Annotated in this window: 24 protein-coding genes, 1 tRNA gene and 1 pseudogene; 10 read left to right on the forward strand and 16 right to left on the reverse strand. The window is 40.0% G+C overall.

All coding sequences use genetic code 11. The features are described from left to right. The 10 genes and pseudogenes from EW142_RS01200 to EW142_RS01245 all read left to right on the forward strand — a co-directional run. Nucleotides 1–1384 (forward strand): annotated as a pseudogene (locus EW142_RS01200) (hypothetical protein); the annotation flags it as partial. Nucleotides 1385–1623: 239 nt separating this feature from the next. Beyond that, nucleotides 1624–3333, forward strand: coding sequence for a glycoside hydrolase family 3 protein (locus EW142_RS01205; protein ID WP_130608499.1), 1710 nt, complete (start codon nucleotides 1624–1626; stop codon nucleotides 3331–3333). Nucleotides 3334–3401: 68 nt separating this feature from the next. Beyond that, nucleotides 3402–4694, forward strand: coding sequence for a glycosyl hydrolase family 17 protein (locus EW142_RS01210; RefSeq protein WP_130608502.1), 1293 nt, complete (start codon nucleotides 3402–3404; stop codon nucleotides 4692–4694). 37 nt (nucleotides 4695–4731) lie between these two features. After that, nucleotides 4732–6228, forward strand: coding sequence for a glycoside hydrolase family 30 protein (locus EW142_RS01215; protein WP_130608504.1), 1497 nt, complete (start codon nucleotides 4732–4734; stop codon nucleotides 6226–6228). Nucleotides 6229–6238: 10 nt separating this feature from the next. After that, nucleotides 6239–7804, forward strand: a complete 1566-nt coding sequence (locus tag EW142_RS01220) for an MFS transporter (RefSeq protein WP_130608507.1) — start codon at nucleotides 6239–6241, stop codon at nucleotides 7802–7804. Nucleotides 7805–7845: 41 nt separating this feature from the next. Next, a complete protein-coding gene (locus EW142_RS01225; protein ID WP_130608510.1) occupies nucleotides 7846–8733 on the forward strand; it encodes a glycoside hydrolase family 17 protein in 888 nt (295 codons plus the stop codon). A gap of 75 nt (nucleotides 8734–8808) precedes the next feature. After that, a complete protein-coding gene (locus EW142_RS01230) occupies nucleotides 8809–10296 on the forward strand; it encodes a xylulokinase (RefSeq protein ID WP_130608513.1) in 1488 nt (495 codons plus the stop codon). A gap of 4 nt (nucleotides 10297–10300) precedes the next feature. Next, nucleotides 10301–11626 carry a xylose isomerase gene (xylA, locus tag EW142_RS01235; RefSeq protein WP_130608516.1) on the forward strand — a complete coding sequence of 442 codons (1326 nt, stop codon included), beginning with the start codon at nucleotides 10301–10303 and terminating at the stop codon, nucleotides 11624–11626. A gap of 97 nt (nucleotides 11627–11723) precedes the next feature. Continuing rightward, nucleotides 11724–11797 (forward strand) — tRNA-Arg (locus EW142_RS01240). Nucleotides 11798–12051: 254 nt separating this feature from the next. After that, nucleotides 12052–13071, forward strand: coding sequence for a hypothetical protein (locus EW142_RS01245; protein WP_130608519.1), 1020 nt, complete (start codon nucleotides 12052–12054; stop codon nucleotides 13069–13071). Between the two features lie 96 nt (nucleotides 13072–13167). On the opposite strand, the gene EW142_RS01250 is transcribed toward EW142_RS01245, so the two are convergent. The 16 genes from EW142_RS01250 to EW142_RS01320 form a co-directional block, all read right to left on the reverse strand. Then, nucleotides 13168–13950: a hypothetical protein gene (locus tag EW142_RS01250; RefSeq protein ID WP_130608522.1), complete on the reverse strand. Its 783-nt coding sequence runs from the start codon at nucleotides 13948–13950 to the stop codon at nucleotides 13168–13170. Between the two features lie 300 nt (nucleotides 13951–14250). Then, entirely contained in the window at nucleotides 14251–14517 is a 267-nt protein-coding gene (locus EW142_RS01255; protein WP_130608524.1) for a hypothetical protein, read from the reverse strand. 187 nt (nucleotides 14518–14704) lie between these two features. Next, a complete protein-coding gene (locus tag EW142_RS16625; protein ID WP_165395198.1) occupies nucleotides 14705–14881 on the reverse strand; it encodes a hypothetical protein in 177 nt (58 codons plus the stop codon). Between the two features lie 3 nt (nucleotides 14882–14884). Next, nucleotides 14885–15334 (reverse strand): hypothetical protein, encoded by a 450-nt coding sequence (locus EW142_RS01260; protein WP_130608527.1) that lies wholly within the window; start codon nucleotides 15332–15334, stop codon nucleotides 14885–14887. A gap of 132 nt (nucleotides 15335–15466) precedes the next feature. Further along, complete coding sequence (locus tag EW142_RS01265; RefSeq protein ID WP_130608529.1) at nucleotides 15467–16072, reverse strand: hypothetical protein; 606 nt, start codon at nucleotides 16070–16072, stop codon at nucleotides 15467–15469. Next, the gene (locus EW142_RS01270; RefSeq protein WP_130608532.1) at nucleotides 16054–16374 is read right to left on the reverse strand and encodes a hypothetical protein; all 321 of its coding nucleotides are present in this window, start codon (nucleotides 16372–16374) and stop codon (nucleotides 16054–16056) included. The genes EW142_RS01265 and EW142_RS01270 overlap by 19 nt, the downstream gene beginning before the upstream one ends. A gap of 166 nt (nucleotides 16375–16540) precedes the next feature. Continuing rightward, nucleotides 16541–16843 carry a hypothetical protein gene (locus tag EW142_RS01275; RefSeq protein ID WP_130608533.1) on the reverse strand — a complete coding sequence of 101 codons (303 nt, stop codon included), beginning with the start codon at nucleotides 16841–16843 and terminating at the stop codon, nucleotides 16541–16543. Next, nucleotides 16833–17192, reverse strand: coding sequence for a hypothetical protein (locus EW142_RS01280; protein ID WP_130608536.1), 360 nt, complete (start codon nucleotides 17190–17192; stop codon nucleotides 16833–16835). The genes EW142_RS01275 and EW142_RS01280 overlap by 11 nt, the downstream gene beginning before the upstream one ends. Further along, nucleotides 17182–17487 (reverse strand): hypothetical protein, encoded by a 306-nt coding sequence (locus tag EW142_RS01285; RefSeq protein WP_205783209.1) that lies wholly within the window; start codon nucleotides 17485–17487, stop codon nucleotides 17182–17184. Before EW142_RS01285 ends, EW142_RS01280 begins: the two co-directional genes overlap by 11 nt. Further along, complete coding sequence (locus EW142_RS01290) at nucleotides 17484–18341, reverse strand: helix-turn-helix domain-containing protein (protein WP_130608542.1); 858 nt, start codon at nucleotides 18339–18341, stop codon at nucleotides 17484–17486. The genes EW142_RS01285 and EW142_RS01290 overlap by 4 nt, the downstream gene beginning before the upstream one ends. 3 nt (nucleotides 18342–18344) lie before the next feature. Beyond that, nucleotides 18345–18671, reverse strand: coding sequence for a helix-turn-helix transcriptional regulator (locus EW142_RS01295; protein ID WP_130608545.1), 327 nt, complete (start codon nucleotides 18669–18671; stop codon nucleotides 18345–18347). Between the two features lie 109 nt (nucleotides 18672–18780). After that, on the reverse strand, nucleotides 18781–19596 hold the full coding sequence (locus tag EW142_RS01300; protein ID WP_130608548.1) for a hypothetical protein: 816 nt from the start codon (nucleotides 19594–19596) through the stop codon (nucleotides 18781–18783). Beyond that, on the reverse strand, nucleotides 19596–20822 hold the full coding sequence (locus EW142_RS01305; RefSeq protein ID WP_165395199.1) for a site-specific integrase: 1227 nt from the start codon (nucleotides 20820–20822) through the stop codon (nucleotides 19596–19598). The genes EW142_RS01300 and EW142_RS01305 overlap by 1 nt, the downstream gene beginning before the upstream one ends. Nucleotides 20823–21405: 583 nt before the next feature. Further along, on the reverse strand, nucleotides 21406–22527 hold the full coding sequence (locus tag EW142_RS01310; protein ID WP_130608553.1) for a serine hydrolase domain-containing protein: 1122 nt from the start codon (nucleotides 22525–22527) through the stop codon (nucleotides 21406–21408). 292 nt (nucleotides 22528–22819) lie between these two features. After that, nucleotides 22820–23959 carry an alpha/beta fold hydrolase gene (locus EW142_RS01315; RefSeq protein ID WP_130608556.1) on the reverse strand — a complete coding sequence of 380 codons (1140 nt, stop codon included), beginning with the start codon at nucleotides 23957–23959 and terminating at the stop codon, nucleotides 22820–22822. Between the two features lie 192 nt (nucleotides 23960–24151). Next, complete coding sequence (locus EW142_RS01320; RefSeq protein WP_130608558.1) at nucleotides 24152–24997, reverse strand: LytTR family DNA-binding domain-containing protein; 846 nt, start codon at nucleotides 24995–24997, stop codon at nucleotides 24152–24154. Nucleotides 24998–25247: the final 250 nt, after the last annotated feature.

A 25247-nucleotide genomic window follows, 5' to 3' on the forward strand; every position in this document is an offset into this window, starting at 1 on the left:
AAGCGTGGACCTTTCCAGCATGACCAACTTCCATATTGACGTGTGGACAGCCACCAGCTTTGACTTCGTGACCGGTGTGGTCGATTTTGGGGGAGACGGCTTCGGAAGCGGTAACGACACCCGTGGCGATGCCACGACTACGCTGGCGGCCGGTTCGTGGACCTCCATTGACGTGACCATCGCGGACCTTCAGACGGCCGGATTGACGGCAACGCCCACTGACTTCAGCCAGTTGATACTCGACGTGGTGACCGTGACCGGAACGGTGTACGTGGACAACATTTATTTCTACAATGATTCACCGGGCGGCGGTGATACACCCACCACGGCGGCACCTACCCCTCCCACGAGGGATGCAGCGGACGTTATCTCGCTCTTCAGCAACGCCTATACCGACATTACTGTGGACACCTTCTACGCTGGATTCAGCGCTGGCGGCGGTGTTGCGGACGTACAGGTTGCCGGTGATGATACCAAGCTGTACACCGATCTTGACTTCGCGGGCATCGAGACGCTCACGGCAAGTGTGGACCTTTCCAGCATGACCAACTTCCATATTGACGTGTGGACAGCCACCAGCTTTGACTTCGTGACCGGTGTGGTCGATTTTGGGGGAGACGGCTTCGGAAGCGGTAACGACACCCGTGGCGATGCCACGACTACGCTGGCAGCCGGTTCCTGGACCTCCATTGACGTGACCATCGCGGACCTTCAGACGGCCGGATTGACGGCAACGCCCACTGACTTCAGCCAGTTGATACTGGACGTGGTGACCGTGACCGGAACGGTGTACGTGGACAACATCTATTTTTACAATGATGGCGGTGGCGGCGGTTGTACAATTGGAAGTGCGCCAACGGGCCCAGCATCCACACTCCCCGTAGGTTTTGAAGATTGTGTAGGTTTTGATAGTACTTTTGGAGGTGTTACAGCTGTTTTGGCAGATAATCCCTCAGCCACCGGAATCAATACCTCGGCCACAGTACTTCGAGTAGATAAGCCAACTACGGCGAATTTCTTTGGTGGATTCCAAAATTCGGCTGGATTCGACACAGGGCAGTTCAATGGAAATTCAATAACAGTGACTTTCCAAGTCTATTCTAACTTGAATGACATCACGTTCAGGTGTGAGCTGATCGCCAACCCGACACCAAATCCGGACCTGGGCAACCCGCCTCCACAGTTTGCCACACTCGGAAGTAGTGACGCCAATACGTGGGTAGAGCTTTCAGTAACATTTACCCCTAACCCAGGAGCAGAGACGGATTATTACAACTTCCTTGTCATTAAACCAGATGACAATCAGGATGATCCCAATGGTTCGGAAACTGACCCACCTGCTGCTGATGGTATTTATTATATAGACAATATAACTGTCCAATAAGAAAAACGAATAGGACATTTCCATTTGTTTAGTTAAACTAAAGGCCGAGCCTATTAACTCGGCCTTTTTAAACCAAAATTATATCACATAGAGTAATTGCTAAGAAACTAGTTGGCATAGGTTGAACTGAAATGGCTATAAATCATCGCAAATTGGTTGTAATACGATTGGTTGTATTCATTTGCTTTATTACACCAACACGGAGCCAGGAAAAAATAAGTGAAAACAGGGATGACCTAATGGAAAAAAAGATAGACTCTTTACTAAGCGAAATGACCTTGAATGAAAAAATTGGTCAGATGACGCAAGTGCGACATTTTGATGATATTTCTGAAGAGGATATCAAGTCTAAGTTTATAGGATCTGTAATTCATACACAAGGCCCTCTACCTGGGAACAGTGCAAAGGAATGGCAGGAAAAGTTTACAGGTTTGCAGAAGAAAGCATTGTCTACCCGATTGGGGATTCCCTTATTGTTTGGGGTTGATGCCGTTCATGGGCAAAACACCTATGAAGGGGCAACCATTTTTCCGCACAACATCGGTCTGGGAGCAACCAGAAATGCAGAGTTGGTTGAAAAGGCAGCCAGAATTACCGCGCTTGAATCTCAAGCCACCGGATTCAATTGGGTCTTTTCTCCTTGCATAGCAATCCCCTACAATGAAAAATGGGGAAGGGTGTACGAGGCATTTTCTGAAAGTACCGAATTGACCAATGAATTGACAGTGGCTTCCGTTAAGGGACATCAGGGTATGCTATCCGATACCCATACCGTAATGGCAACGGCAAAGCATTTTGTTGGGGACGGGTCTACCGACTATGGCGTTGAGGGGGGCGAAACCTCCTTGCAAAGCGAAGAAATAAAAGCTCGGTTGATTTCTCCCTATAAAGTAGCCGTAGAAAATGGGATTGGCGCCATTATGGCTTCCTTTAATACCCTTTTTGGTAAAGCCATGCATGCGCACAAAGCAATGATAACCGATACCTTAAAAATCGGAATGGGCTTTGAAGGCATTGTGGTTTCCGATTGGAAGGGCTATTCAAGGTTTGGAGAGTTTGAAATCATTAATGCAGGGATTGATATAGTAATGGCCGTGGATGGCGATTTAGACCTATTTCAGAATGGGCTGAAACAAGCGGTTCAGACCAACCAGGTCTCTGAAGAACGCATCAATGACGCTGTTCGGCGCATTCTACGACAGAAGTTCAGGCTAGGGCTCTTTGAAAATCCTTATCCTGACACAAGTCTGGTTCAAAAAATCGGAATTCAAGAACATCGTGATGTTGCTCGACAGGCTGTCCGAGAGTCTCTGGTTTTGCTTAAAAATGAGAAAAACATACTTCCTATATCCAAAAGCACCTCCAAGATTGTAGTGATCGGCGAACATGCCAATAGCACGGGTTTGCAATCTGGTGGATGGACCGTGAACTGGCAGGGGACCCATGAGAGTTACAAAGGTGCAACAACGATTCTTTCAGGCATTGAAAGTCTTGCCGAGGGAGAAGTGATTTACGATGCTGATGCTTCTGGAAACCATTTTGATGCTGATGTGGCCATCGTTGTTGTTGGAGAACCACCTTATGCTGAGTTTTTTGGCGATATCGGTCATGAATCCAATAGTTTGACCCTCACCATGTCAGACAACCACCAAAATTACATCAATACCTATTCCACTAATGGGGTGCAAACCATTGTTGTGTTCATTTCAGGAAGGCCCATGGTTGTCACTGAACAAATTGAACGATCTACAGCCTTTGTGGCCGCATGGTTACCGGGTTCTGAGGGAAATGGCATCGCCGAAGTACTTTTTGGAGATTATAACTTTAAAGGAAAACTGCCGCATACCTGGCCAAAATCTATGGAGGATTTTAATGGGAAATTCGGCCCAAATTATTGGGATGAAACCAGCGAAATCCTGTTCCCATTGGGCTATGGTCTGGAGTATTAAAAACTGTGATCGAGCTAAAAAGGACTAGCCACGTGCAGATGAATATTGAAAAATAAAACAATGTAGTGATGAAAAAAGCCAGAAAGATAACAATTGCACTAATGGCCATTGTATTCTGTGTAGCTTGCAACAACAAGCAAAACAAAAAAGAAGAAACCAAAACTGAAACAATAAAAGAAGTGACGGCAAAGGATATTCTAGGTAACCCAGACTATTTGGCCATTTCCTATGGCGGTTATAGAGACACGATAAGAGAGATCCAACCTACTTTGGAAGAACTCAAGGAGGACATGAAAATTCTGTCCGCAATGGGAATAAAACTGCTGCGCACCTATAATGTGCAGTTGGAACAGGCACCAAATTTATTAAAGGCCATTCAAGACCTTAAAAAGGAAGACCCCAATTTTGAAATGTATGTGATGTTGGGCGCATGGATTGACTGCAAGAACGCATGGACCGATAAGGCGCCTGATCATAATGTGGAGAGTGATCAAAATGAAGGGGAAATAGCTAGGGCCGTTGCCTTGGCCAAGAAATATCCAGACATTGTAAAGATTGTGGCTGTCGGAAATGAAGCCATGGTAAAATGGGCGGAAAGCTATTATGTGCAGCCAGAGGTTATTCTGAAATGGGTAAATCATCTCCAAGAACTGAAAAAGCACGGAGAACTCCCAGAAGAACTGTGGATTACAAGTTCCGATGATTTTGCATCCTGGGGTGGTGGGGAAGACAGCTATCACACTGAGGATTTAGAGAAATTGATTAAAGCCGTTGACTATATTTCCATGCATACCTACCCTTATCACAACACCCATTACAACCCAGAGTTTTGGGGCGTTCCTGAGGAAGAGCAAAGTCTTTCAGAAATTCAAAAAATTGATGCTGCAATGGCAAGGGCCAAAGGCTTTGCCATGAATCAATACAAGGCAGTGTCGGATTATATGAAAAGTCTTGGGGTAGATAAACCTATTCATATAGGGGAAACGGGATGGGCCACCATATCAGATGGCTTTTACGGACCTGAAGGCTCCAAGGCTACCGATGAGTACAAAGAAGCCTTATATTACAATCATATCCGGGAATGGACCAATGAATCCGGAATCTCATGCTTTTACTTTGAAGCATTCAATGAAAAATGGAAAGATGCCCATAACCCTCAGGGTTCTGAGAACCACTTTGGATTGTTTACCATTGACGGCAAGGCGAAATATGTATTGTGGCAACTGGTAGATGAAGGCGTTTTTGAAGGATTGACCCGAAATGGGAATGTAATAACCAAAACCTACAATGGTGTTAAAGAAGAACTCATGAAAGATGTTTTGGTGCCACCGGCCAAAGAAGAACAGGCAGTCGCACATTGATTTATTTTCAATGCAGACTGCTAGAAAAAACACGAAAATGAAACTGATCTACAAACTTAAAACCGCCTTAATACTCACTGTGTTACTTAGTGCTTGTACCCAAGAAAAATTGGAGTTGGAAGTTTACGAAACTTCAGCCAATGGAAACCAACTTGACCCAATAACCGACTTTTCCACAAAATCTACGGACGATAGAATAGTGCTATTGCCAAATCAAGAATTTCAAACCATTACCGGTTTTGGAGGGTCTTTTACAGAAGCCTCGGCCCATCTTTTGAATCAACTGGGTCCTGAAAATCGAAAGAAGGTGGTTGAGGCTTATTTTGGTTCCAAAGGCGCCAAGTATTCTTTGACACGGACCCATATGAATTCCTGCGATTTTTCGGTAAGCAATTACTCCTACGCAGAGGTAGAAGATGACAAAGAATTGGAACATTTCACCATCCAAGAAGATAAAGACGATATCATTCCCTTTATTAAAGAAGCGATGGAGGCTTCCGAGGAAGGCTTCAAAATATTGGCCTCTCCCTGGACAGCACCCCCTTGGATGAAAGACAACAAGGATTGGCGAGGAGGTAAATTACTTCCTGAATATTATGATACTTGGGCGTTGTTCTTTTCAAAATACGTAAATGCATATGCCTCTGAAGGAATCGATATTTGGGGTTTTACCGTTGAGAATGAACCACTGGGCAATGATAATAACTGGGAGAGCATGCATTATACCCCAGAGGAAATGACCTATTTCGTACAAAACTATCTAGGCCCCAAATTGGAATCAGATGGTCATGATGTAAAGATTTTGGGGTATGACCAAAATCGTGAACATCTAAAGGAATGGGTAGATGAAATGTTCAAAACTGAGGCTACCTCAAAATACTATGATGGTACTGCAATACATTGGTATGCCAGTACTTTTGAGATATTCCCAGAGGCATTGCAATATGCTCATGATAAATCTCCCAATAAATATTTGATTCAGTCCGAAGCCTGTGTCGATGCGGAAATTCCAAAGTGGAGGGACGACCTGTGGTATTGGTCCAAAGAAGCGACCGATTGGGGTTGGGACTGGGCACCAGAGGAAGATAAACATTTGCATCCCAAATATGCACCTGTCAATCGTTATGCCAGGGATATTATTGGATGCCTCAATAATTGGGTCGATGGTTGGATTGATTGGAATATGGTGTTGGATAAACAAGGAGGCCCCAATTGGTTTAAAAATTGGTGTGTCGCGCCGGTAATTGTTGATCCAGAAAAAGATGAGGTATATTTTACCCCTATTTACTACGCCATGAGCCATTTTAGTAGATTTATCCGCCCTAATGCCATTAGGATCGGATTTACCAACACAGATGATGACCTTATGGTGACCGCAGCCAAGAACCCAGATGGAACAATCGCTGTTGTAGTATTCAACGAAGGGGAATCACCTAAAGATTTTGAACTGGCTTTAGGGGAAAAAACACAGATGATTTCAATAAGCGCCCAAGCGATTCAGACGCTGGTCATACAACCAACACCAACTAACTAAAACAACGATTATGTCAAACGTAGTAACACCCAAAAAAGATAAAGTCCCAGTGGGGCAAAAGGCCGCCTTTGGGGCAGGCCATTTTATTTTGAATATTCTACCGGGAACCCTGGGAGTGTTCATTCAATTCTTTTTGTTGACAGCTTGGGGAGTTGATCCTTTATGGGCAGGACTTTTAGGAGGGTTACCTAGGATTTTTGACTCTGTGACAGACCCCATTATGGGCTTTATCTCTGATAACACAAAGTCGCGATGGGGACGGAGAAGACCTTACATTTTTGTGGGAGCCATTGTAAGTGGCATACTTTTCTTTTTAATGTGGCAAATAGATGATAATGCTTCCCAATCGTACATCATTTGGCATGTAATGGTGCTGCAACTGTTATTCCTTATAGGAAATACGATGTTCGCGACACCTTTGGTGGGTCTTGGCTATGAAATGACTCCAGACTACAACGAACGTACCCGTTTGATGGCATTTTCCAACACCATGGGTCAAATCGCTTGGATGATTGTGCCTTGGCTTTATGTAATCATTCCAGATTCGAACACTTTTAACACCCAGACCGAAGGGGTCCGAACCATGGCTCTTATTGTAGGGGCGTTGTGTATCGTATTTGGAATTCTGCCCGCTATGTTTTGTCGCGGTATTGATTCTGCGAATATGGCAAATCGGAAAGAAATCAATTTTAAAACCCTTGCTGCCAATATGAAAGAATTGTGGGCTGGAATTGTTCAAGTTTCCAAAAACAAGCCTTTTATGAAACTTTGTGCGGCTACGTTTTTGGTTTTTAATGGGTTCCAACTGGTAGCAGCATTCGGGGTTTTTATCATTGTATTTTATATGTACAGTGGCAGCTACGAACTAGCAGGAACTTGGCCAGCCTGGTTCAATACCATAAATGCCATTATAACAGCCTTTTTGGTGATTCCCATTATCTCCAGAATGGCCAGCAAATGGGGGAAGAGGAAAGCTTTTATCATATCCACGGCACTATCTATTGCTGGATATCTTCTAAAATGGTGGGGCTTTGACAAAGAATTGAACAATAAGTTTAGTGAAACCGGACTGGGGAAAGGATTGAATTCAGCAGTAGGTTCGCTTTTTGAATCTTTAAATCCCGTTCTTGAAAATATTGGGATGTCATGGTTCAGCGTTGACCCAGGAAGTGATATTCCATGGCTAATATTTGTACCAATTCCCTTGTTTGCCTTTGGAATGGGAGGCTTATTTACCTTAATGATGAGTATGACCGCAGATGTTTGTGATTTGGATGAACTCGAGAACGGGATGCCTCGAAAGGAAGGCACTTTCGGTGCAATTTATTGGCTGATGGTTAAAATAGGTCAGTCCATTGCCCTGGTCTTGGGCGGATTGATATTGAAGATAGTTGGTTTCGATCCCAATGTAAGTGAACAAACATTGGATACCATGAACCGACTACGGGTGGCCGATATCGTAGTTCCTTCCTTAACGGCCGCACTGGCTATTTGGGTTATGTGGAAATACAGTTTAAATGAGCAGAGAGCAAGGGAAATAAAGGCGAAGTTGGTAGAGCGGAGAGGGGAACTTTAACCTATATTTGAAAAAGAAAAATTGTTTTATAAAGTAACACTATGTCTTCAAGTAGATCGGAAAAATTTTTGACCCTTGCAGCTCTTGACTACGAGGGAAAGTCCACAGCAGAATTAAAGGATCTATGTCGAAAATTTGTTGAACAGGGTATGCATGGTCTGTGTTTCAGCCCCTATTTGGAGGGTCAAAAGCCCGGTGACCAGATTTCAGAGGATCAAATACGAAGAAGAATGGAAATCATAAAGCCCTATACGAAATGGATTCGTTCTTTCTCGTGTACGGAAGGAAATGAGGCCATTCCGCGTATTGCCCGGGAATATGGTATCAAAACCATGGTAGGGGCATGGTTGGGAGATGACCCAGACATCAATAGAACCGAGGTGGAAAATCTATTGGAACTTGCACAAGAAGGCTATGTTGATATTGCCGCGGTTGGCAACGAAGTTTTGTTGCGTGGGGATTTGACCGAAGACGAGCTTTTGGATTTTATCCACATGGTCAAGGAAGCAATTCCGGATGTCCCCGTGGGTTACGTTGATGCATATTACGAGTTTGCAGACCACCCGCGAATTGCTGATGCCTGCGATGTGATCTTGGCCAATTGTTATCCTTTTTGGGAAGGCTGCGATTTGGACTATTCTATTCTTTATATGAAGGATATGTACCAAAAAGCAATTCGTGCCGGAAATGGGAAGAAGGTTATCATTTCAGAAACAGGATGGCCGAGTCAGGGCACGAACCTTGAAGGAGCTTACCCCTCCCTTGAAAATTCCTTGAAATATTTTATGAGTACCCAAAAGTGGGCTCAGGAGGATGACATTGAGATATTCTATTTCTCTTCCTTTGATGAAGGTTGGAAGGTAGGGGCTGAAGGCGATGTAGGAGCCTATTGGGGCCTCTGGGACATGCATGAAGAAACCAAATTCTAGGAGAACCAACAACGACTTTTTATCAGCCATTGGTGATGAGGGAACGATTCTTATCTTTGATAAGGACCTATACCTATGGCATCCAACTACTACTTAGGAATCGATATTGGAAGTTCTTCCATCAAGATTGCCCTTGTTGAAAATGAAACGGGAAAATGTCTTGCCCAGATTCAAGAACCACAAGATGAAATGTCTATGGTTTCCATTCAAAAAGGTTGGGCAGAGCAAGACCCGAAAGATTGGTGGAACTATGCATGCATTGGGGTAAAAAAGATAATTAAGGAGAGTGGGATTTCCGCCAATGATATCCATGGTGTTGGTATTGCCTATCAAATGCATGGCTTGGTTGTTGTCGATAAAGAAGGTCGTCCTTTGCGCAAATCCATAATATGGTGTGACAGCCGAGCTGTTGAGCTAGGGAACCGAGCTTTTGAGGAGCTGGGCCCTGAGTATTGTGAAACGCATCTTTTGAACTCCCCTGGAAATTTCACAGCTTCAAAGCTTCGATGGGTAAAGGAAAATGAACCCCATCTCTTTGAAAAGATTTATAAAATAATGCTTCCAGGAGACTATATGGCCTATAAGCTTTCCGGAAATATATGCACAACCCTTTCAGGCCTTTCAGAAGGAATTTTCTGGGATTTTAAAAGGAGTGAAGTCTCAAAAGAGCTTTTGGCTTATTACGAGTTAGACACTGATGTCATCCCCAAATTGGTGGAAACTTTCGGGGAACAGGGCACAGTATCGGAAAAAGGTGCTGCAGAAAGTGGTCTTTCCGAAGGCACACCCATTCTTTATCGTGCAGGGGACCAACCCAATAACGCCTTGGCTCTTGACGTATTCAATCCAGGTGAAATTGCGGCAACAGGTGGTACGTCAGGCGTGATCTACGCTGTGACGGATAAACTTTCAACCAGGGAAACATCCAGAATAAACAATTTTGCCCATGTGAATCATAGTTTGGATAACAATCGCATTGGGAAATTGTTGTGCATTAACGGGGCAGGAATCCAGTACCGATGGTTACGCAATACTTTGAACGTGTCTTCTTATACCGAAATGAATGATTTGGCCGCTGAAGTAAGTGTCGGTTCTGAAGGTGTTTTCTTGATTCCGTTTGGAAATGGTGCCGAGCGAATGTTGGGAAACAAAATTGTGGGTTCCAGCGTTTCAAATCTCGATTTAAATCGACACACCAATGCCCACATTTGCAGAGCAGCACTGGAAGGTATTGCCTTTGCCTTCGCCTATGGCATGGAAATACTGGAAAAAGATGGGGTAAAGACATCAATCATCAAAACTGGCAATGATAATCTTTTCCGCTCCGAGATATTTGCCAAGACGGTATCCACATTATTGGATACGGAAATAGAAATATACAACACTTCGGGGGCTGTGGGTGCAGCACGGGCCTGCGCTCTCAAAGAGGGTTCCTATGACGGTTTTTCTGCCTTTTTGAAAAAAGACAAGGGGGTAACCGTCTGCCCTGATAAAAATGTATCCGCTTATAGGAATGCCTACCAGAACTGGAAAAAAGAATTGCAAACAATCTTAAATAAATAGACCTATGGCAGTACTAGGTAACAAAGAGTATTTTAAAGGAATCGGAGAAATACCGTATGAGGGGAAAGAGTCGGATAACCCATTGGCCTTTAAGCATTACAATCCGGAACAGGTGGTTGCCGGGAAACCCATGAAGGAACACTTCAAATTTGCCATGGCTTACTGGCATACCCTATGCGGAACAGGAGGTGATCCCTTCGGACCTGGCACAAAGCAATTTCCTTGGAATGCATCTTCGGAACCCATAGCCGCAGCAAAGGAGAAGGCGGACGCAGCCTTTGAGTTCATTACAAAAATGGGATTTGAATATTACTGTTTCCATGATTTTGATTTGGTGGATGAAGCCGACTCCTTGGCCGAATCGGAAAAGCGTATCCAAACAATGGTGGATTATCTTAAACAAAAGCAAGAAGCATCTGGGGTGAAGTTACTTTGGGGAACGGCCAACTGCTTTTCTAATCCGCGTTATATGAACGGAGCCGCCTCCAACCCCGATTTTAATGTTGTGGCCCATGCTGGGGCTCAAATAAAGATTGCACTTGATGCTACGATTGAGCTTGGCGGTCAGAATTATGTATTCTGGGGCGGGCGTGAAGGCTATATGTCGCTTCTTAACACCCAAATGAAATTGGAACAGGACAACATCGGGCGATTTTTGAACATGGCCAAAGACTATGCGCGTGGGCAAGGGTTTAAGGGAAATTTTTTCATTGAACCTAAGCCTATGGAACCTATGAAACACCAATATGACTTTGATGCGGCTACCTCTATCAACACCATTCGGGAGTATGGACTACAAGATGATTTTAAATTGAATATTGAGGTGAACCATGCAACCTTGGCCCAACACACCTTTCAACATGAGCTTCAGGTGGCGGCCAATGCGGGCATGTTGGGAAGCATTGATGCAAATCGTGGAGATTATCAAAATGGTTGGGACACCGACCAATTTCCGAATAACGTAACTGAAATTGCCGAGGCCATGTTGGTGTTGCTAAAATCGGATGGACTTGAGGGTGGGGGAGTGAACTTTGATGCGAAAACAAGGCGCAACTCTACCGATTTGGAGGATATCTTCTTGGCCCATATTGGTGGGGCAGACACCTTTGCGAGAGGATTGTTGGTTGCAGATGCGGTTTTACAAAAGTCTTCATATGAAGATCTATTGGACAAGAGGTACGCCTCTTTCGCTTCAGGAGCAGGACAGAACTTTGTGGATGGAAAACTGACACTTCTTGATTTGTATCAGCATGCCCAAAGTAATGGAGAGGCCAAGCAAATTAGTGGGAAGCAGGAGTTATACGAGAATTTGCTCAATCAATATGTATAAACGTGAAAAGGAGGGACCATACCCCTTGGGTTTGGGATAGTTCAATTTTTATTGCAAAAAAACATAGGTTAATTGTATATTTGCACCCGCAAAACCAGGTCGCGTAGCTCAGCTGGATAGAGCATCTGCCTTCTAAGCAGACGGTCGAAGGTTCGAATCCTTCCGCGATCACACTAAAAATCAACCACTTACATTTTGTAGGTGGTTTTTTTATTTTAAAGTGTAACACATTTGTTACACAAAACCTCATTTAATGACCTGTGGATTGATATACAACTAGAGAATATTCTTCTTTATTAATTTTCATTTTTTATTCTTTGTTTACAAATTTGATATTCTGACTAAGTACTTTCTTTATTGAATTTTTAGCATGGACATTGAAATTTCCCAGTAAATGTTTTCAGACGAACTAATTTGTATAGGTTATGATTTGGCATTTACCTTTTTTGCTTTTTTTTATTGGTTTAATTATTTATTCCATTTACCGTCAATTCAAGTCAAAAACTCCGGAAAAGGGTTTCGAAATCCCTGAAACACTTGTTTGGGTCGACGATAACACTTCAATAAAGCCCCAACAAATTTTTGATTTTCAAAGAGAGCTGTTATTGCAAATATTTAGTTCTGAAGATGTAATTCGACGACTTGATAAAGATCATGAGGCCCGTAAATTGTGGTTTTTATGTCAAAAAATTATTGAGCAAAACTATTTGTGGAAGTTCCCTGGCGATGCGATCTACATGAAGGATTATTGTTTAGCGTCACTCACGTTTTCAGCATTAATCTTGTCCAGCGGCGGCAATTATTTAGACTTTAAGCTTGGAGATTTTACTAGTTCAGGTGATATGTCACTTGAAAAAAGGTTAAGGGCGATTTCCCGCGATAAAGACAACTACTATGCCTTGTTAGCCGAACTATATTTTCTAGGATGGAACATATCAAAGGGGTATAAGATAACCGCATTTGAAAAAGAAGGATATCCAGATTTCAAGATAGTGAATGATAGCTATAAATATCCCTTTGTAGTGGAATGTAAATGTATTTTGGAAAATACCCTAATGGTGAAAAGAATTCCAAAAATTATTGCAAAAGCGAATAAGCAAATAAAGGCAGTCAATGAAAAGTGCTATGGCCTATGTATTATTGATGTCTCAACAAAGGTTGAAATATTTATGAATAAAAGTGACCCTACTATTCCAGAAGAGATAATTGAAATTGAACGGATGGTTAAGAAATCACTTAAAAATAAAAATACAAGTGTTAGTGCTGTTATGCTATGTTGGAAAAAGATTTATCAGATTGGTAAATTTACGGAGGGTGACTTGTCTAATTGGATACGCTTGAGTTCTCATATTATTGAACATCCAAATGCAAAGCTTTCTTTTCCAAAAAACTCTAATTTGAGAGAATATGGATTAACCCATCTCTCACATATACGTATATCATAGTAATTAGACATTAGGCTTCCGAAAAAGGAGATAGTTTCTGATCGCAAATAGCTGATAAAATCGGTTGCTGATTCAGTAAAAGAAGAAAAAAGTGAATTACAGATTCTCTTTAGTCAAAAAAACCTCCTTGTCGTTTTCCTTTAGGTAATTGATTACAAGATTTTGTATTCGATAGGTTGCTGTGCTATACCTGAATTTTCCACTTTCGTATTGATTTACCAACACAAAATAATTTTTAAAGAACCTTGTACCTGTTGGGATATCAGCATATTCCATTTTCCATACATAGACCAATCCACTATTGATATTATCAAATTTGTTTTCCATATTATTTGTAAAGGGGGTATATAAATAGAACATATTGTTAATGGGAATGGTATTTATGTTATATCCATAACCCTCCTCCCGAGCCATTATTGCCGTCTTGAATGAAGGTGATTCGTCCAATACATCGAAATACAGTGCCAAAAATGAGTACTTGAGATTTGAAGCCACTCTTTGTCCAACATTTTTGAATGCAAAAACTACCTCCTTAATTTCTTGTTCTCCGGTAAACTTCATCCTAGTAAATGATGGTTGACTAATAATAATTGGTGCTTCTACCCTAAACTTTTCTCTTTCTAAATCAACAAGTTCTTTCGATTTTTTCACAATCCCCCGTAAAACAATTACCTGATTGTCCACACTATCTTTTAAATTTCTAAGTACTGTATCCACACCTGCTAAACTTCTACTGGTACGTCGTACCGCCTCAACATTATTACTTAAATCTGAGGTAATCCCCTCAGTTTTTTCCATAATTTCATTGGTTTTGACAATTAGCGAATCAGCTTTATTTACCAAATCATTATCATCTTTAACTTGAGTAACTACATCCATAAAAGACAGGATAGATAACGATGCAAGAGCTAAAAGGATGACCTTCCTTCTTAATTTCTTTTTGAAATTTTTGAACACGTCAACGTATTCATCAAACAAAAGAAATAAGGTAATGAAAGTAATGGCTATCTTAATTAACACCTAAGAATCGATTTATTGCTGTGATTATCCCTAACCAGGACTTTATTTTGAATATCAAAAGCCAAGGCAGTTGTTGTGTGAATCACATAGGTTTTTCTGTATTTAAAAAATATCAAAATGGAATTTGGATAGGTCTTTGAACATATACAATCATGTTTGTTACTTCGAATATTCGAATTCATCAAAATATTCTTTGTCTAAGTCAGGTGTGACATACTTTTTTACAACAGCAACTTCCTTCCCATCATTGTCCAAATAAGTTTGAAGAAATTGCACAAACACCATGTTTTTACTATCTCCTATACCAATAGTTTTTGTAATTCCAGTTCTCATAAGTTGAACTTCATACTCACCTTTTATTACTTTTTTTTGTACTTCGAGAAATTCCTCACTATTGTAGTTGGTAATATACTCTTGTTCGGACATAACAGTAAATTAAGTTTTTATTTTGAATGTTTTTTGCGAACCCACCGATCCCGTTCAAAGTAATATTCATAGTCCCCATGCTCTAATCTACCATACTTGTTTATTAGCCCTTTTAGAATTCTTTCAATGGCTTCGGGACGCTTTTTCTCCCTCCAAATGAGGCCTTCATTAAAAAGTTGTATCCCCGTTATCCTACTCCAGAACCTCCACAACAACTACACGGGCTTCCGGAAGCTTGCATTGTATGACGAAGCTTTACTATGGCTTCTCTGATGTCTTTATCCCAAACCTTACTAGTGTCAGATGTTAACTCTAGTTCCTTGGTTAATCTGTCCAATTCCTTTTTGATCTCATATTTGGTCATATACTATAATTTTGAAATTACTTTGCTAAGATCGGTCGAATTCATGGAGTTGTAGGCCCTTCTAATATCTTCAGTAATCAGTTCAGAACATTTTTCGGACTTTCCTGGTGGTGACTTATCCAAATCGACTAATGTTTCGTAAAGTTGTTTGAAATTATTCCAATACGATTGATAAATAACAGCTTTCTCCAAAGCGTCATGATTCCACAAAGATGACGTCAGGGATAAAGCATTAATTGCCTTAACAACATGTGGTGAAATTAAGTTTTCAGGATCTATTTCGTTAATATCGGTCCAAGCAAAATGCAGTTCAATTATTCCCTGTCGTTTAAACATTTTGATGTTGGCTTTATTGGCATCTAACGCAATTCTGTTTGCGCTCCTAGCTTCTGCAAAAGCTAGACCTGCAACTAGCAATGAGAAAATTGAAACAAAAAAGGCCCAAACCTCCATAGCAAGACTATTTTTTTAATCAAGAAATCTTAGTAAAAGGTAAATAAATGATGTGGTATGACCTAAAAAAACCGCCCCCAACTAAATATTGAGGACGGCAAAACAAAATCCAAAGAAAAAAAGTAAACTAGACTATGGCTTCAATTGTGCAATGCGTTTAACTGCAGGAACGAACACCTGTTCTTCCTTCCTACCGGGCGATAGTTCCACATGCTTGCGCAAGGCGTTCACCAACCTTGTTCTTTCATCCAAGTTGTAAACATCATTAGCAAAACCTTCGTTTAAGGTTTCACATAGCTCTTGGGCCATTTTAAAGGCTTCTATTTGACGTTCGTTATTGGCATAATGTGTATGCCGTTTTCGGACCTTATCGATTGTTCTCGGGCTTACTTCAACTCCATTTTCAGTGATGGTGAAGCCCACGGCGGCATGTCTGTTCGGCACGTGGGTAAATGCTGCCATGGCCGAACTACCGTCCAAACCGTTAAGATCAAGCACTACATTGACTTTAGCTTTAGGGTGTCCATATACGTGGCAAATGAGCTGCTCCAATGCGCTCCATCCTTGATTTAGCAACAAGTCCTTCTGCTCAATAGATAATTGATCTGGAAGCAGCTTTTGGGCTTCGTTCAAAGCGTTGTTCGCTTCCGCTGCCCAGGACTGATATTGCTCCATGGTTTTGGCTATTCCTTCTTTATTGACGTACAATAGTTCTTTTTTCATTTCCGTTGTTTCCATAATCTGCGTTTTTTATTCTTAGTTTGATTCATTAATCGTTTTGCTTGTGCAATGCTCTCCTCAGATGGCTCGACTATCTTGGTCACTACACCATCAAAGAATGTCAACAACTTACCATCCGGCATGAGATACTCTCCTTCTGCTGGAATTCCGTCAACGGTCGCATAATCCCCTACTGATGGATCGTCAGGTGCATCTAAATCTCTGAACACGATCTCAGTTCCACAACAATCTTGATAGGTGACTTGATTTCTTGGTGTTTTCCACAAACGGCGGCTGGCCCGTTCTTTTGTTGCTTTCATAATTCTTGATTTTAACTGTTATTTCTTCGATTTTGAACTTACATTTTGAAGTCAAACGCTGGTTTTTAACATACAGGTGTAATCCTTGGCGATTAGCTTTGTTTTTAAATATTTCATTTTCAATACTTTAAGTCACTATTTGACATAATGGTTGTTATAACACACCCTAATTTTCACCTTTGATGACCTCGATATCATCCTCTGAATAAGTGCGGATTATGGTAGGTAGCGATATCATCAAATGCGTTAAACTGTAATCCTGCAAAAGCTTCAGATAGTTACCGATATGGATTCGCCCGTCTTCTTCCAGTCCGATTGTTCCCCCCGTTGCTTCAACATACTCCTTAATCTGGATTGGCACCTCAACATAAGGGTCGTCGGCATAAACCGTGGGTGTTGGTAGGAAGCCCGGTCTTTGGGGCATGTCTGCCAAGCTTTTCATCAATTCAAGTTTTTGTTCATCGTCCATTTGGGTACTGTTTTAGTGTTTTCTGGATTCGTGCCTTTTCGACTTCGGCTATGTGCTGAAGCCTTTGCGTTTTGGTCATATTCAAGAATGCGTCAATATTGAAGGTGACATCTTCGACCTCGGTTCTTGATAGCTTCGGTATAATAAAATCACCAAATTTGATTATTATTTCCAAAGCCTTGGCAGGGTCTTCTTCTGCGACCTTCTGAAGCCATTTATTCAAGTTTGGTAGCTGCTGCGACACCAACATCTTAAAAGCTGTTCTAATCTCATTAGATGACTTGTTGGGAATTCCTTTTCTGGAAGACTTGGCCCCGGCTTTTGCTGCTGTATCCTTATTAAACTTCATCGTTACTATTCCGTTTGTTTAGCGGCATAGACAATACATATGATGCGACTAACTCCGCTGCCTCCTTAGCCTGTTTTGGGTTACTACTTGCTGTAAACTCCAACAGCCGTGCCGCCAACATTTCATCTCTCCGCATCTTAATAGTAACACTACCACCGGAATGAATCTTTACTACATCCGAAGCATCAATTTTAAGTTGCCCTTTTTTCTCTATCAGCTTTAATAGAGCTTCGGTCATTGGTCTTTTGCTTTCTGTTTTTTTCATGGGTTTGCTTTTTTTTTTGATTGTTTTCAACTTGCTTTTTTTTTGAACCTACTAAGAGGAGTTAAAGAGGAGATGGAAATATGTGGGCTACTTTCTACACAGATTCCTTTAGAAGTAACAAAGGCACCTCCTTTGAAATCATCATCTTCAGACATTTCCTTTGCAAACTTTTTATTTTGAATCCCTGGGTATTTTAATTCAATTACCCGTTTTTGATTTATTAGATTGCTTCCTAACATTTTGCTTTTGTGGTAGTTGCCAGCACTTTTGGTATTTTTGTTTTCAGAAGGTCTTATCAACTTATCAAAACCCAGATTGGATAGAGTACTGTTTAAACGACTTTCCGCCAGGTCAGCCACAGTCAAACCGTCTTTTTCCAATTGCTTCGCACGCTTAAGGTCAGACAGTTTCTTAGTGCTGCCTGAGGTAAGCTCCTCTAATAGTTTGATCCGTTCAGTCCGTTTCACAATCTGGGGTATTTGACTTTTCAAATTACTATGAACCCTTATGTATCTTGAACTCATTTTAGTGTCCGTGAATTTGCTGTAAATCAGCATTGGAAGAAGTTTCAACTTCCTTTGTTTTGGAAGGTGCCTGTATGTCCATTTTCGTCCTTTTACAGCGACGTTTCCGTTCTTATGCAATACCACCAAGCCAAAGTCCAATAACTTGCTTAGATAACGCTCTATTGCGGTTCTGGAAAGGCCAGTGGCAGCACTTATGGTAGCAGTTACGCCTTTCTTGCCAATCTTCTTGATTACAGCACCTTTCTTGTGAAATCGCAGGGTTGCGAAAAAGGAAACCAGATTATCACCTCCTTCATTGAAAAGAAAGTTGTATTCGAGATTTGTTAGTAGCGTGAAGCCTAATGGTTTTGGTTGCATTTCCTACTTTTTTGAGTTCAAAAATGCTTCTGCATCCGCTTCGATTTCGACCTTTGATTTTTGGTGACCTTCCTTTATCCAATTGAGGATTGTTTCACGATCGAAATAGAGTCGCTTACCTCTTTTATAACCACCGGGAAGTTCACCTTTTGAGTGCTTGGTGTAAACGGTTGGTTTGGCGATGTCCAACAACGAAGCAACACCATCAACCGTTAGAAACGGTTCCGGATTGTCTTTAGGCGCAAATTGTATTGAAGGTTTCTTTAGATCGAGGATGAGATTCTCAATGCTATTAAGCCTGGCTTCAAGTATTTCGAAAGGGTTATGCATTTGAAACAGCTTTTATTTATGATTAACTGCTGCAAATGTGTGTTATAGTTTGTGAGCCTAAAACTTATTAGGTTTCGTAGGTTTATTTTTAGGCTTGTTATCTATGTTTTTAGGCTTTGATATTAGAATTCTGCTTATTGAACTCTTTCCAATCCGTTTCGTTAAATCCGAAAAAGGACTTATCTAAAATGTCATAATATTTCTGCCTTAAACCAGCTTGCTTACTTTCTTTAATAGTAGAGTTTTTGTAAAACCGATAGAAGACACTTCTAACATCTTTTTTATTGTCAGGTGCACCATTGAACTTTTGTTTCACTGGGTTTCTCTTTATGAAAGTACCTTGAATAAAAATTATTAGCTGTTCTTCGGTTAGGTAGGGAATTCCCTCTTTATTGGTGCTCTTTGTTAATATCTCAAAAAAATCGAAAACTTCTTTGATACTGATTTTCGGGATTAGCTGGTTTTGCTGCTTAAGAAGATTCTCCTTGGTGGTATTATGGAACAGAGTTGATTCCATTTTACAACGCTGGATAAGACCATTGTAATAGCCTCTATATAATATTCTTTCTGAATTCAGCTTTAAATGGTATTCAGAATTTGATTTGGTTGATATTCGTAAGAGTTCCGTCACTTGATTTTCTCTTTCAGCTGGATTTGTAGAAACTAAAGGGTCTATTTCTTTAAGGGCTTTTACATAACCTTCTCCCTTCCCATAGTTATATCCTTCATAAAACTTATCGTAGAAAAACAAACGTTCGCTTTTTTCTAATTTGTTCAATTTTTCGGAAATAATGAACTGGGAGAATAAGTCATAAACTCTGACTTTGTTGCCGTTTTTATCTATTTGAAGAAACTCCTTATCGATGCGATTCTGTTTCCAGTCTTCAAAACTCACTTTAAAATCCTTGTCCAAAACAAATTCCATCAGTTAGCGGCTTTAAATCCTGTGGTAAGAACATTGGTCTGCTCTTTTATCTGATCGTCTTCAAAGCTGTCTAAATAGCTTTGAGTGACACTAATGTTAGAATGCCCCAGTAAATCACTTATCATTGAGACATTGGCCCCAGAACGCTTTAAAACGGTTGCAAAGCTGTGACGTGCGCTATACGTAGTAACGTGCTGAGGTATTTCAAGCTTCTTGGCAATGATTTGAATGTATTTGTTGATAATCTTGGTTAGTTGCTGGTAAACCTTTCTTTGCCGGTCTGGGGACATGGTTTTATCCAAGTGTGGGAAGATGAAATCCTTTTGATTTAATGAGGGCTGGCCCCACTTACGAATAACCTCTTTGCTTTCAGGTTTTAGGGCTACTCTGATGGCTTTTTTGTCTTTTTTGGTAGATGAGGTCTTAGAACGTTCATAGGTCAGTATATCGCCCTTTAAATCCTCCCATTTCAACAAACACAAATCCTTTACGTTCATTCCGTTGCATAGGTAAAGGAACATCCAATAATCCCTAGCCCTGGCCTGGGCATCATTTTCAGGTTCATAGTTGTAGATTTTGGCTACTTCCTCTAAGGTTAAAGCTTTCTTTACATTCCGCCCTGTCGTAATGGTATATTTACCATTGCCCTTCCCAAACGGATAATTGGCTTTATCAATGTTCTGATTGTTGAATATGGCCCTTAAAGCCCTTAGATAGATGCTAATGGTGGTAATACTGCGATTATTGTCGAGCATGTACTTTTCATATTTCCGCAGCCATGTAGGTGTTATTTCGGCAAAGGTCAATTTAGGACTGAAATCGGATAAACTTCTTTGCGCACATTCATAGGTTACAGCCGTACCTATTTTCCCATTTTCTCTGAGCTCCTTTATGCGTTCATCAAATGCGTAAGAAACATCCTGGTGAATGTCCCTGCTTTCAAAGTACCCTTCTTTGAATTTTGCGAAGGTGAAAACATTTAAATTTTCGATTATAGATATTGCTTTGGTCTTTTGGTAATTGAGACTTTTTAGAACGTCTTTTTCTTCCCTTGTCCGCCTTTGGGCGTACATTATCTTATCAAACTCCTCTGGGAGTAAATCTATTCCGGTAGAGAAGTATTTGCGGTTACGTTTGTGGGTAACTTTGATTTTGACAGAGCATTTACCGTCAGCCTTTTTTCGGGGATCTAAATAAATATCTGCGTATGCATCGATTTTTTTCACCTTGTTACACGTTTGTAACACAAATGTAACACAGCATCACAAAGTAAAACGATACGAATACAAAGTAGTTATTAACATAAATCTATTGATAACAGGGGATTTGAATTGATTTGTTTGTTTTTGGATGTTTATGTTTTGTTACGGATTTATGCCTTCTAAGCAGACGGTCGAAGGTTCGAATCCTTCCGCGATCACCTATAAATAAAAGGCTTCCAAATACTGGAAGCCTTTTTGTTTACCCGAAATATACCTACTTTTTAAGAGATTGGGAACAAAAACATGTTTATACATATTCTTTAAAAAGAATATCAATCACTGTAAAACAGTTATTTATAATTTAACCCTTTTCCAAGTCGGGCATTTCTTCCGCTCCAAAAGCAGACGGTCGTTATAGTTGTGGTTGTTTGAAATACATTTATTTACAAATAGTCTTGGCTGTAAGATCACTTGCTAACTTTACGATGTTTTCCAAGGGGATTTTTTCTAGTGACTTAACTATGGATTAGGTATTTTTAGGGTAGTTGCTGACAATTATAATCCTTTATTTAAGCTTTAATAGACCATACTCTATTACTTAATAGGGTTATCGTCTACCTTGTGAAACCATAAATATGAGGTTTTCAATTTTATCACTAACCGTTCTATTGGCTTCTCGATTACCTTCAATCACACCGCAGCTTGTTAAAATTAGGATGGCCACATCTTCTTCCACGAACCATCTGATTGCACTGTTATGTCCAAATGACTCTCCCCCACGGGACCAAACCTCTTTAGTTCCCCTCGATGTTGTGGTTGTGTACCAACCATATCCGATTCCCGTACCACTTCCAAGGGTTTTGTGCGGGCCAAATAAATTGCCCAATGATTCCTTATTTAAAATTTCATAGCCCTTAAGAGTCTGATAATACTGTTTTAAGTCAATGATATTGGTGGTTACACCTCCGGATGCCCGGTAACCCCAATTGGGATCTAGATTACCGGGAGGGAATTTTTTTTGCTTCTGGGCAAATAGGCTCTCGTTATCTTCGTCTGCCTCAAACCAAAAATCTGTACTCTCCATTTTTGCTCTTTCAAATAAATTTTCCCGAGTAAACTCCTCATAGGTAATCCCTGTTGAACTCTCAATGATGGAAGCTGCTAACCAATAGCCAGCACTAGAGTAGTTAAATTCGCCTTTTGGACCTAATGGTCTTTTATATAATAATCTAATATTGTCAATCCGGTTGGTTGCTCCATAGGTATCATATTCGCTGCTCAAACCAGATGTATGAATTAGCATATCATGAATGGAAATATTCCTGAAATCAGTTGGACAATTCTCGTCAAACATGGATAGGGAATCGGATGTTTTCAGTATGCCCTTTTGTTGAGCGATAAGAGCTACAGTACCGGCAATACCTTTTGTCGTGGAGGCCAGGTAAAATTTGGTGGAAGGCTTTATTAGGTTTTTTTTTAAAGAATCGGTCCAGCCATAACCATTTTGAAGAACCACACTATCGCTAACCGTTACGACCACGGATCCTGAAAATCCTATAGCCGTTTCTTTTGAAAGTAACGAATCAATACGTTTTCCTAACCCTTCACCGACAATCGTACGATCGCTATATGAATCATCCGTATTTCGGGTCTCTGAATGAGCAGAAGGTTTTTCTCTACATGAACTTAGAAGTACTATAACTAGAGCAATTAATAACCTTTCTTTCATCGTTTTTCTGAACTTAAGTTTGGTTTTTGTCGTTAAGTATGGCTTAGAAGATATATGGCTAAAACAAACAAGAGCATGGTTCCCAGACCTACTAAAAAGGAATGCTTGTGTTCGCTATAATGTTTCCATTTCCCTTTAAAAAGCTTGCTTACCCACATTACTAAACCTACTTAGGAGCTTAACTTAGATAACCCATTTTATAAATCCTTTAATTATACTTTTGACAATTCTAACTGTTGAGATTCATTTTATTTTTTTGAAGGCAGTTGTATTTAGAAAACTCTGAGCATTGTTATTCTTGTTTTAGTTGCTTCAACATTTTTTTTCCATTTTCATTTTCTGGATTCAACTCAATTGATTTCTCATACATTTCAATTGCTTCTGCTTTTCGATTTGATTCCAACAAGGCTTCGCCATAACTATCATATGCGTTAAAACTATTTGGAAATAAAATCGTAGTCACTTTAAAAACTTCTAGAGCCTTATCCAATTCTCCATTTCCCAAAAATGAATACCCCAATGCATTCAAATCCTGTTCTGAACGATTGTTCATCTTAGCTTCAATAGATAATTCCATCGCATTATCCAAAGCCTTTTGTAACAGCTCATTTTGGTGCTCTTCATCCAGTGTTTTTGAGTACGCTTTAATAATTGCATTTATGACCAAAGCCGGGTTATCTTGAAATACAGCATGACCACTTCCTTTGGCGACAATGTTTGTTACGTTGTCCTTGCCCCCAAGCTCCTCGTGAAGTTTTTTCCATCTATTGGAAAGTACATCAGGAAAACCTGGGAAGGAGTTTTCAGGAAAAATATTCAAAATTGGGATGTTTTCCGAGAAATTCAAGTTTCTTACATACCGCATGGTTTCATTAAAATTTACATTTAAATAGTAGTCGCCCGAAGGTTTTGGTATTGAACTGATATCTACATTTTGATCTCTCATTGTAAGTAACTCCTCATTCCAAAAATCTGGCGGAGTAGCATCGATCAAAACGACCGACCTTACTTTTTCAGGATGTTTGTGGGCGTATAGCAGATTATACAACCCACCGTAAGAATGGGAAACCAAAATAATTTCATTGTCAAGACCCAATTTTGAAAGTCCCTTTTCAAGTTCATTAATCCCATTTACTATTCCAAAATCCGATTCATTTTTAAGGTTTGGGTTTAACTCGCTTTTTCCAAACCCAGACCTGTCATATGTTATTAATGTTGTACCAGTGGCTTTATGTATTTTTTCCAAAATGTTGTTCCAAATGGAACCATCATTACCACCGCCTGATTCAAAAAGAATTGGTGTCCCAACACCCTTCATTATATTAAAGTGCAATTTTTGTCCACCAATGTCAACTAACGTATCTAGAGTTTGGGAATGCATGGAGATATAGGAGAAAAAAACTATTGAGAATTTTAAAAAGAAGTGTCGCATTTGGTTTTAGGATTAAGTTTTAAAAAAGTACAGCATCTATATAAATGATTGAAATATTGATGGGAAAACAAGCTTGGTATCTTAAGAATGGATTTGGCCTTATGATTATACTAGTTTTGCTTTGCAAACCCATAAAAAATACACAGAGCTTAATTTACGAAAAAGAAAGCGTTCGATTTTGTGGCGAAATGACTAGGTTTTGGTACTAGTGGATAAGTAGTTTTTGACTGAGGCATAATACGATTTGGAAACTGGAACTGAAACGCCTACATCTTTAAAGGAAATTGCCGCTTTATTGGAATTGCCTTCCAAACGCTCCACCTTATATGGATTCACAACAAAAGATCGATGTACTTTGAGTAGAAAAACAAAGTCCTTTAAAATTTTCTTTAATGTTCCTCGCATTAAATGTTTGTTATGATTACCATCTTTCAAATAATGTATCTCAATGTAGTTATCTTGGGATTGGATATACAAAAGGTGTTTTAGTTCTACGCTAAACCCAACTATTCCGGTATTTTCTTTGATGTCTAGTACATTTTCCTCTTTCGATACATACTCTTTCTTGAGGGGCGGATAAATTCGAATGGGAAACACCGATATTTTTAAAAAATGGAAAATAAAGAGGATAATCGGGTAAAAAGGCAATGCTATTATTAAAATATATTCTAAGAGGAAGCCTAAGGTAACATGACCATCTTTTACAACGATAAGGCGGTCATAAAGAAAAATAAGTATAACACTTATTAGGGCCAGAAAAACATCAAAAAGAATCAGTTTTACAAAATTGAATTTTACAGTGTTAAACCACCTTAGCAAAATTTCATAACCAATAATATAGACCACCGTGCAGATAAAGCCAACCCCAATTCTTACAAGTGTTATATGCGGATGGTCTATTATACTCTTTTCGTATGGCCTTAGTCCGATTAAAATCATGGAGACAAAAAAGCCCAAAAGAAAGGCCGAATACCAATATTTTTTTCGGTTACCACTTAAATAAAAACTTCGTTTATGGTTTTGTAAAGGATTGGTCATGGAGATTATAAAAAAAACTATCTTTTATGGATGTCCTATTTTGATGTTCAATTGTACTAAAATTTAATTACTTAATTTATTTTCATCGTTTATTTGAACTTCCTTCGATTACATTTTCTGAAGCAACTTTCCTTAGAATTTTGGTTTTTTCCTCGCTGACACTTGTCGATACAGCACATTTTTTCCAAAATTCTTTTATTAGCAAGTCAATGTCTTCTTGTGTGAGGTAATTATTATCTCCCAAATTCCC

The sequence above is a fragment of the Flagellimonas allohymeniacidonis genome (genome assembly GCF_004296335.1).
Lineage (GTDB): Bacteria > Bacteroidota > Bacteroidia > Flavobacteriales > Flavobacteriaceae > Flagellimonas > Flagellimonas allohymeniacidonis.

Coding starts and splice junctions, on each gene's coding strand:
- EW142_RS01205 (WP_130608499.1), top strand. CDS start 1,624: ATGGAAAAAAAGATAGACTCTTTACTAAGCGAAATGACCTTGAATGAA.
- EW142_RS01210 (WP_130608502.1), top strand. CDS start 3,402: ATGAAAAAAGCCAGAAAGATAACAATTGCACTAATGGCCATTGTATTC.
- EW142_RS01215 (WP_130608504.1), top strand. CDS start 4,732: ATGAAACTGATCTACAAACTTAAAACCGCCTTAATACTCACTGTGTTA.
- EW142_RS01220 (WP_130608507.1), top strand. CDS start 6,239: ATGTCAAACGTAGTAACACCCAAAAAAGATAAAGTCCCAGTGGGGCAA.
- EW142_RS01225 (WP_130608510.1), top strand. CDS start 7,846: ATGTCTTCAAGTAGATCGGAAAAATTTTTGACCCTTGCAGCTCTTGAC.
- EW142_RS01230 (WP_130608513.1), top strand. CDS start 8,809: ATGGCATCCAACTACTACTTAGGAATCGATATTGGAAGTTCTTCCATC.
- xylA (WP_130608516.1), top strand. CDS start 10,301: ATGGCAGTACTAGGTAACAAAGAGTATTTTAAAGGAATCGGAGAAATA.
- EW142_RS01245 (WP_130608519.1), top strand. CDS start 12,052: ATGATTTGGCATTTACCTTTTTTGCTTTTTTTTATTGGTTTAATTATT.
- EW142_RS01250 (WP_130608522.1), bottom strand. CDS start 13,950: ATGGATGTAGTTACTCAAGTTAAAGATGATAATGATTTGGTAAATAAA.
- EW142_RS01255 (WP_130608524.1), bottom strand. CDS start 14,517: ATGTCCGAACAAGAGTATATTACCAACTACAATAGTGAGGAATTTCTC.
- EW142_RS16625 (WP_165395198.1), bottom strand. CDS start 14,881: ATGACCAAATATGAGATCAAAAAGGAATTGGACAGATTAACCAAGGAA.
- EW142_RS01260 (WP_130608527.1), bottom strand. CDS start 15,334: ATGGAGGTTTGGGCCTTTTTTGTTTCAATTTTCTCATTGCTAGTTGCA.
- EW142_RS01265 (WP_130608529.1), bottom strand. CDS start 16,072: ATGGAAACAACGGAAATGAAAAAAGAACTATTGTACGTCAATAAAGAA.
- EW142_RS01270 (WP_130608532.1), bottom strand. CDS start 16,374: ATGAAAGCAACAAAAGAACGGGCCAGCCGCCGTTTGTGGAAAACACCA.
- EW142_RS01275 (WP_130608533.1), bottom strand. CDS start 16,843: ATGGACGATGAACAAAAACTTGAATTGATGAAAAGCTTGGCAGACATG.
- EW142_RS01280 (WP_130608536.1), bottom strand. CDS start 17,192: ATGAAGTTTAATAAGGATACAGCAGCAAAAGCCGGGGCCAAGTCTTCC.
- EW142_RS01290 (WP_130608542.1), bottom strand. CDS start 18,341: ATGCAACCAAAACCATTAGGCTTCACGCTACTAACAAATCTCGAATAC.
- EW142_RS01295 (WP_130608545.1), bottom strand. CDS start 18,671: ATGCATAACCCTTTCGAAATACTTGAAGCCAGGCTTAATAGCATTGAG.
- EW142_RS01300 (WP_130608548.1), bottom strand. CDS start 19,596: ATGGAATTTGTTTTGGACAAGGATTTTAAAGTGAGTTTTGAAGACTGG.
- EW142_RS01310 (WP_130608553.1), bottom strand. CDS start 22,527: ATGAAAGAAAGGTTATTAATTGCTCTAGTTATAGTACTTCTAAGTTCA.
- EW142_RS01315 (WP_130608556.1), bottom strand. CDS start 23,959: ATGCGACACTTCTTTTTAAAATTCTCAATAGTTTTTTTCTCCTATATC.
- EW142_RS01320 (WP_130608558.1), bottom strand. CDS start 24,997: ATGACCAATCCTTTACAAAACCATAAACGAAGTTTTTATTTAAGTGGT.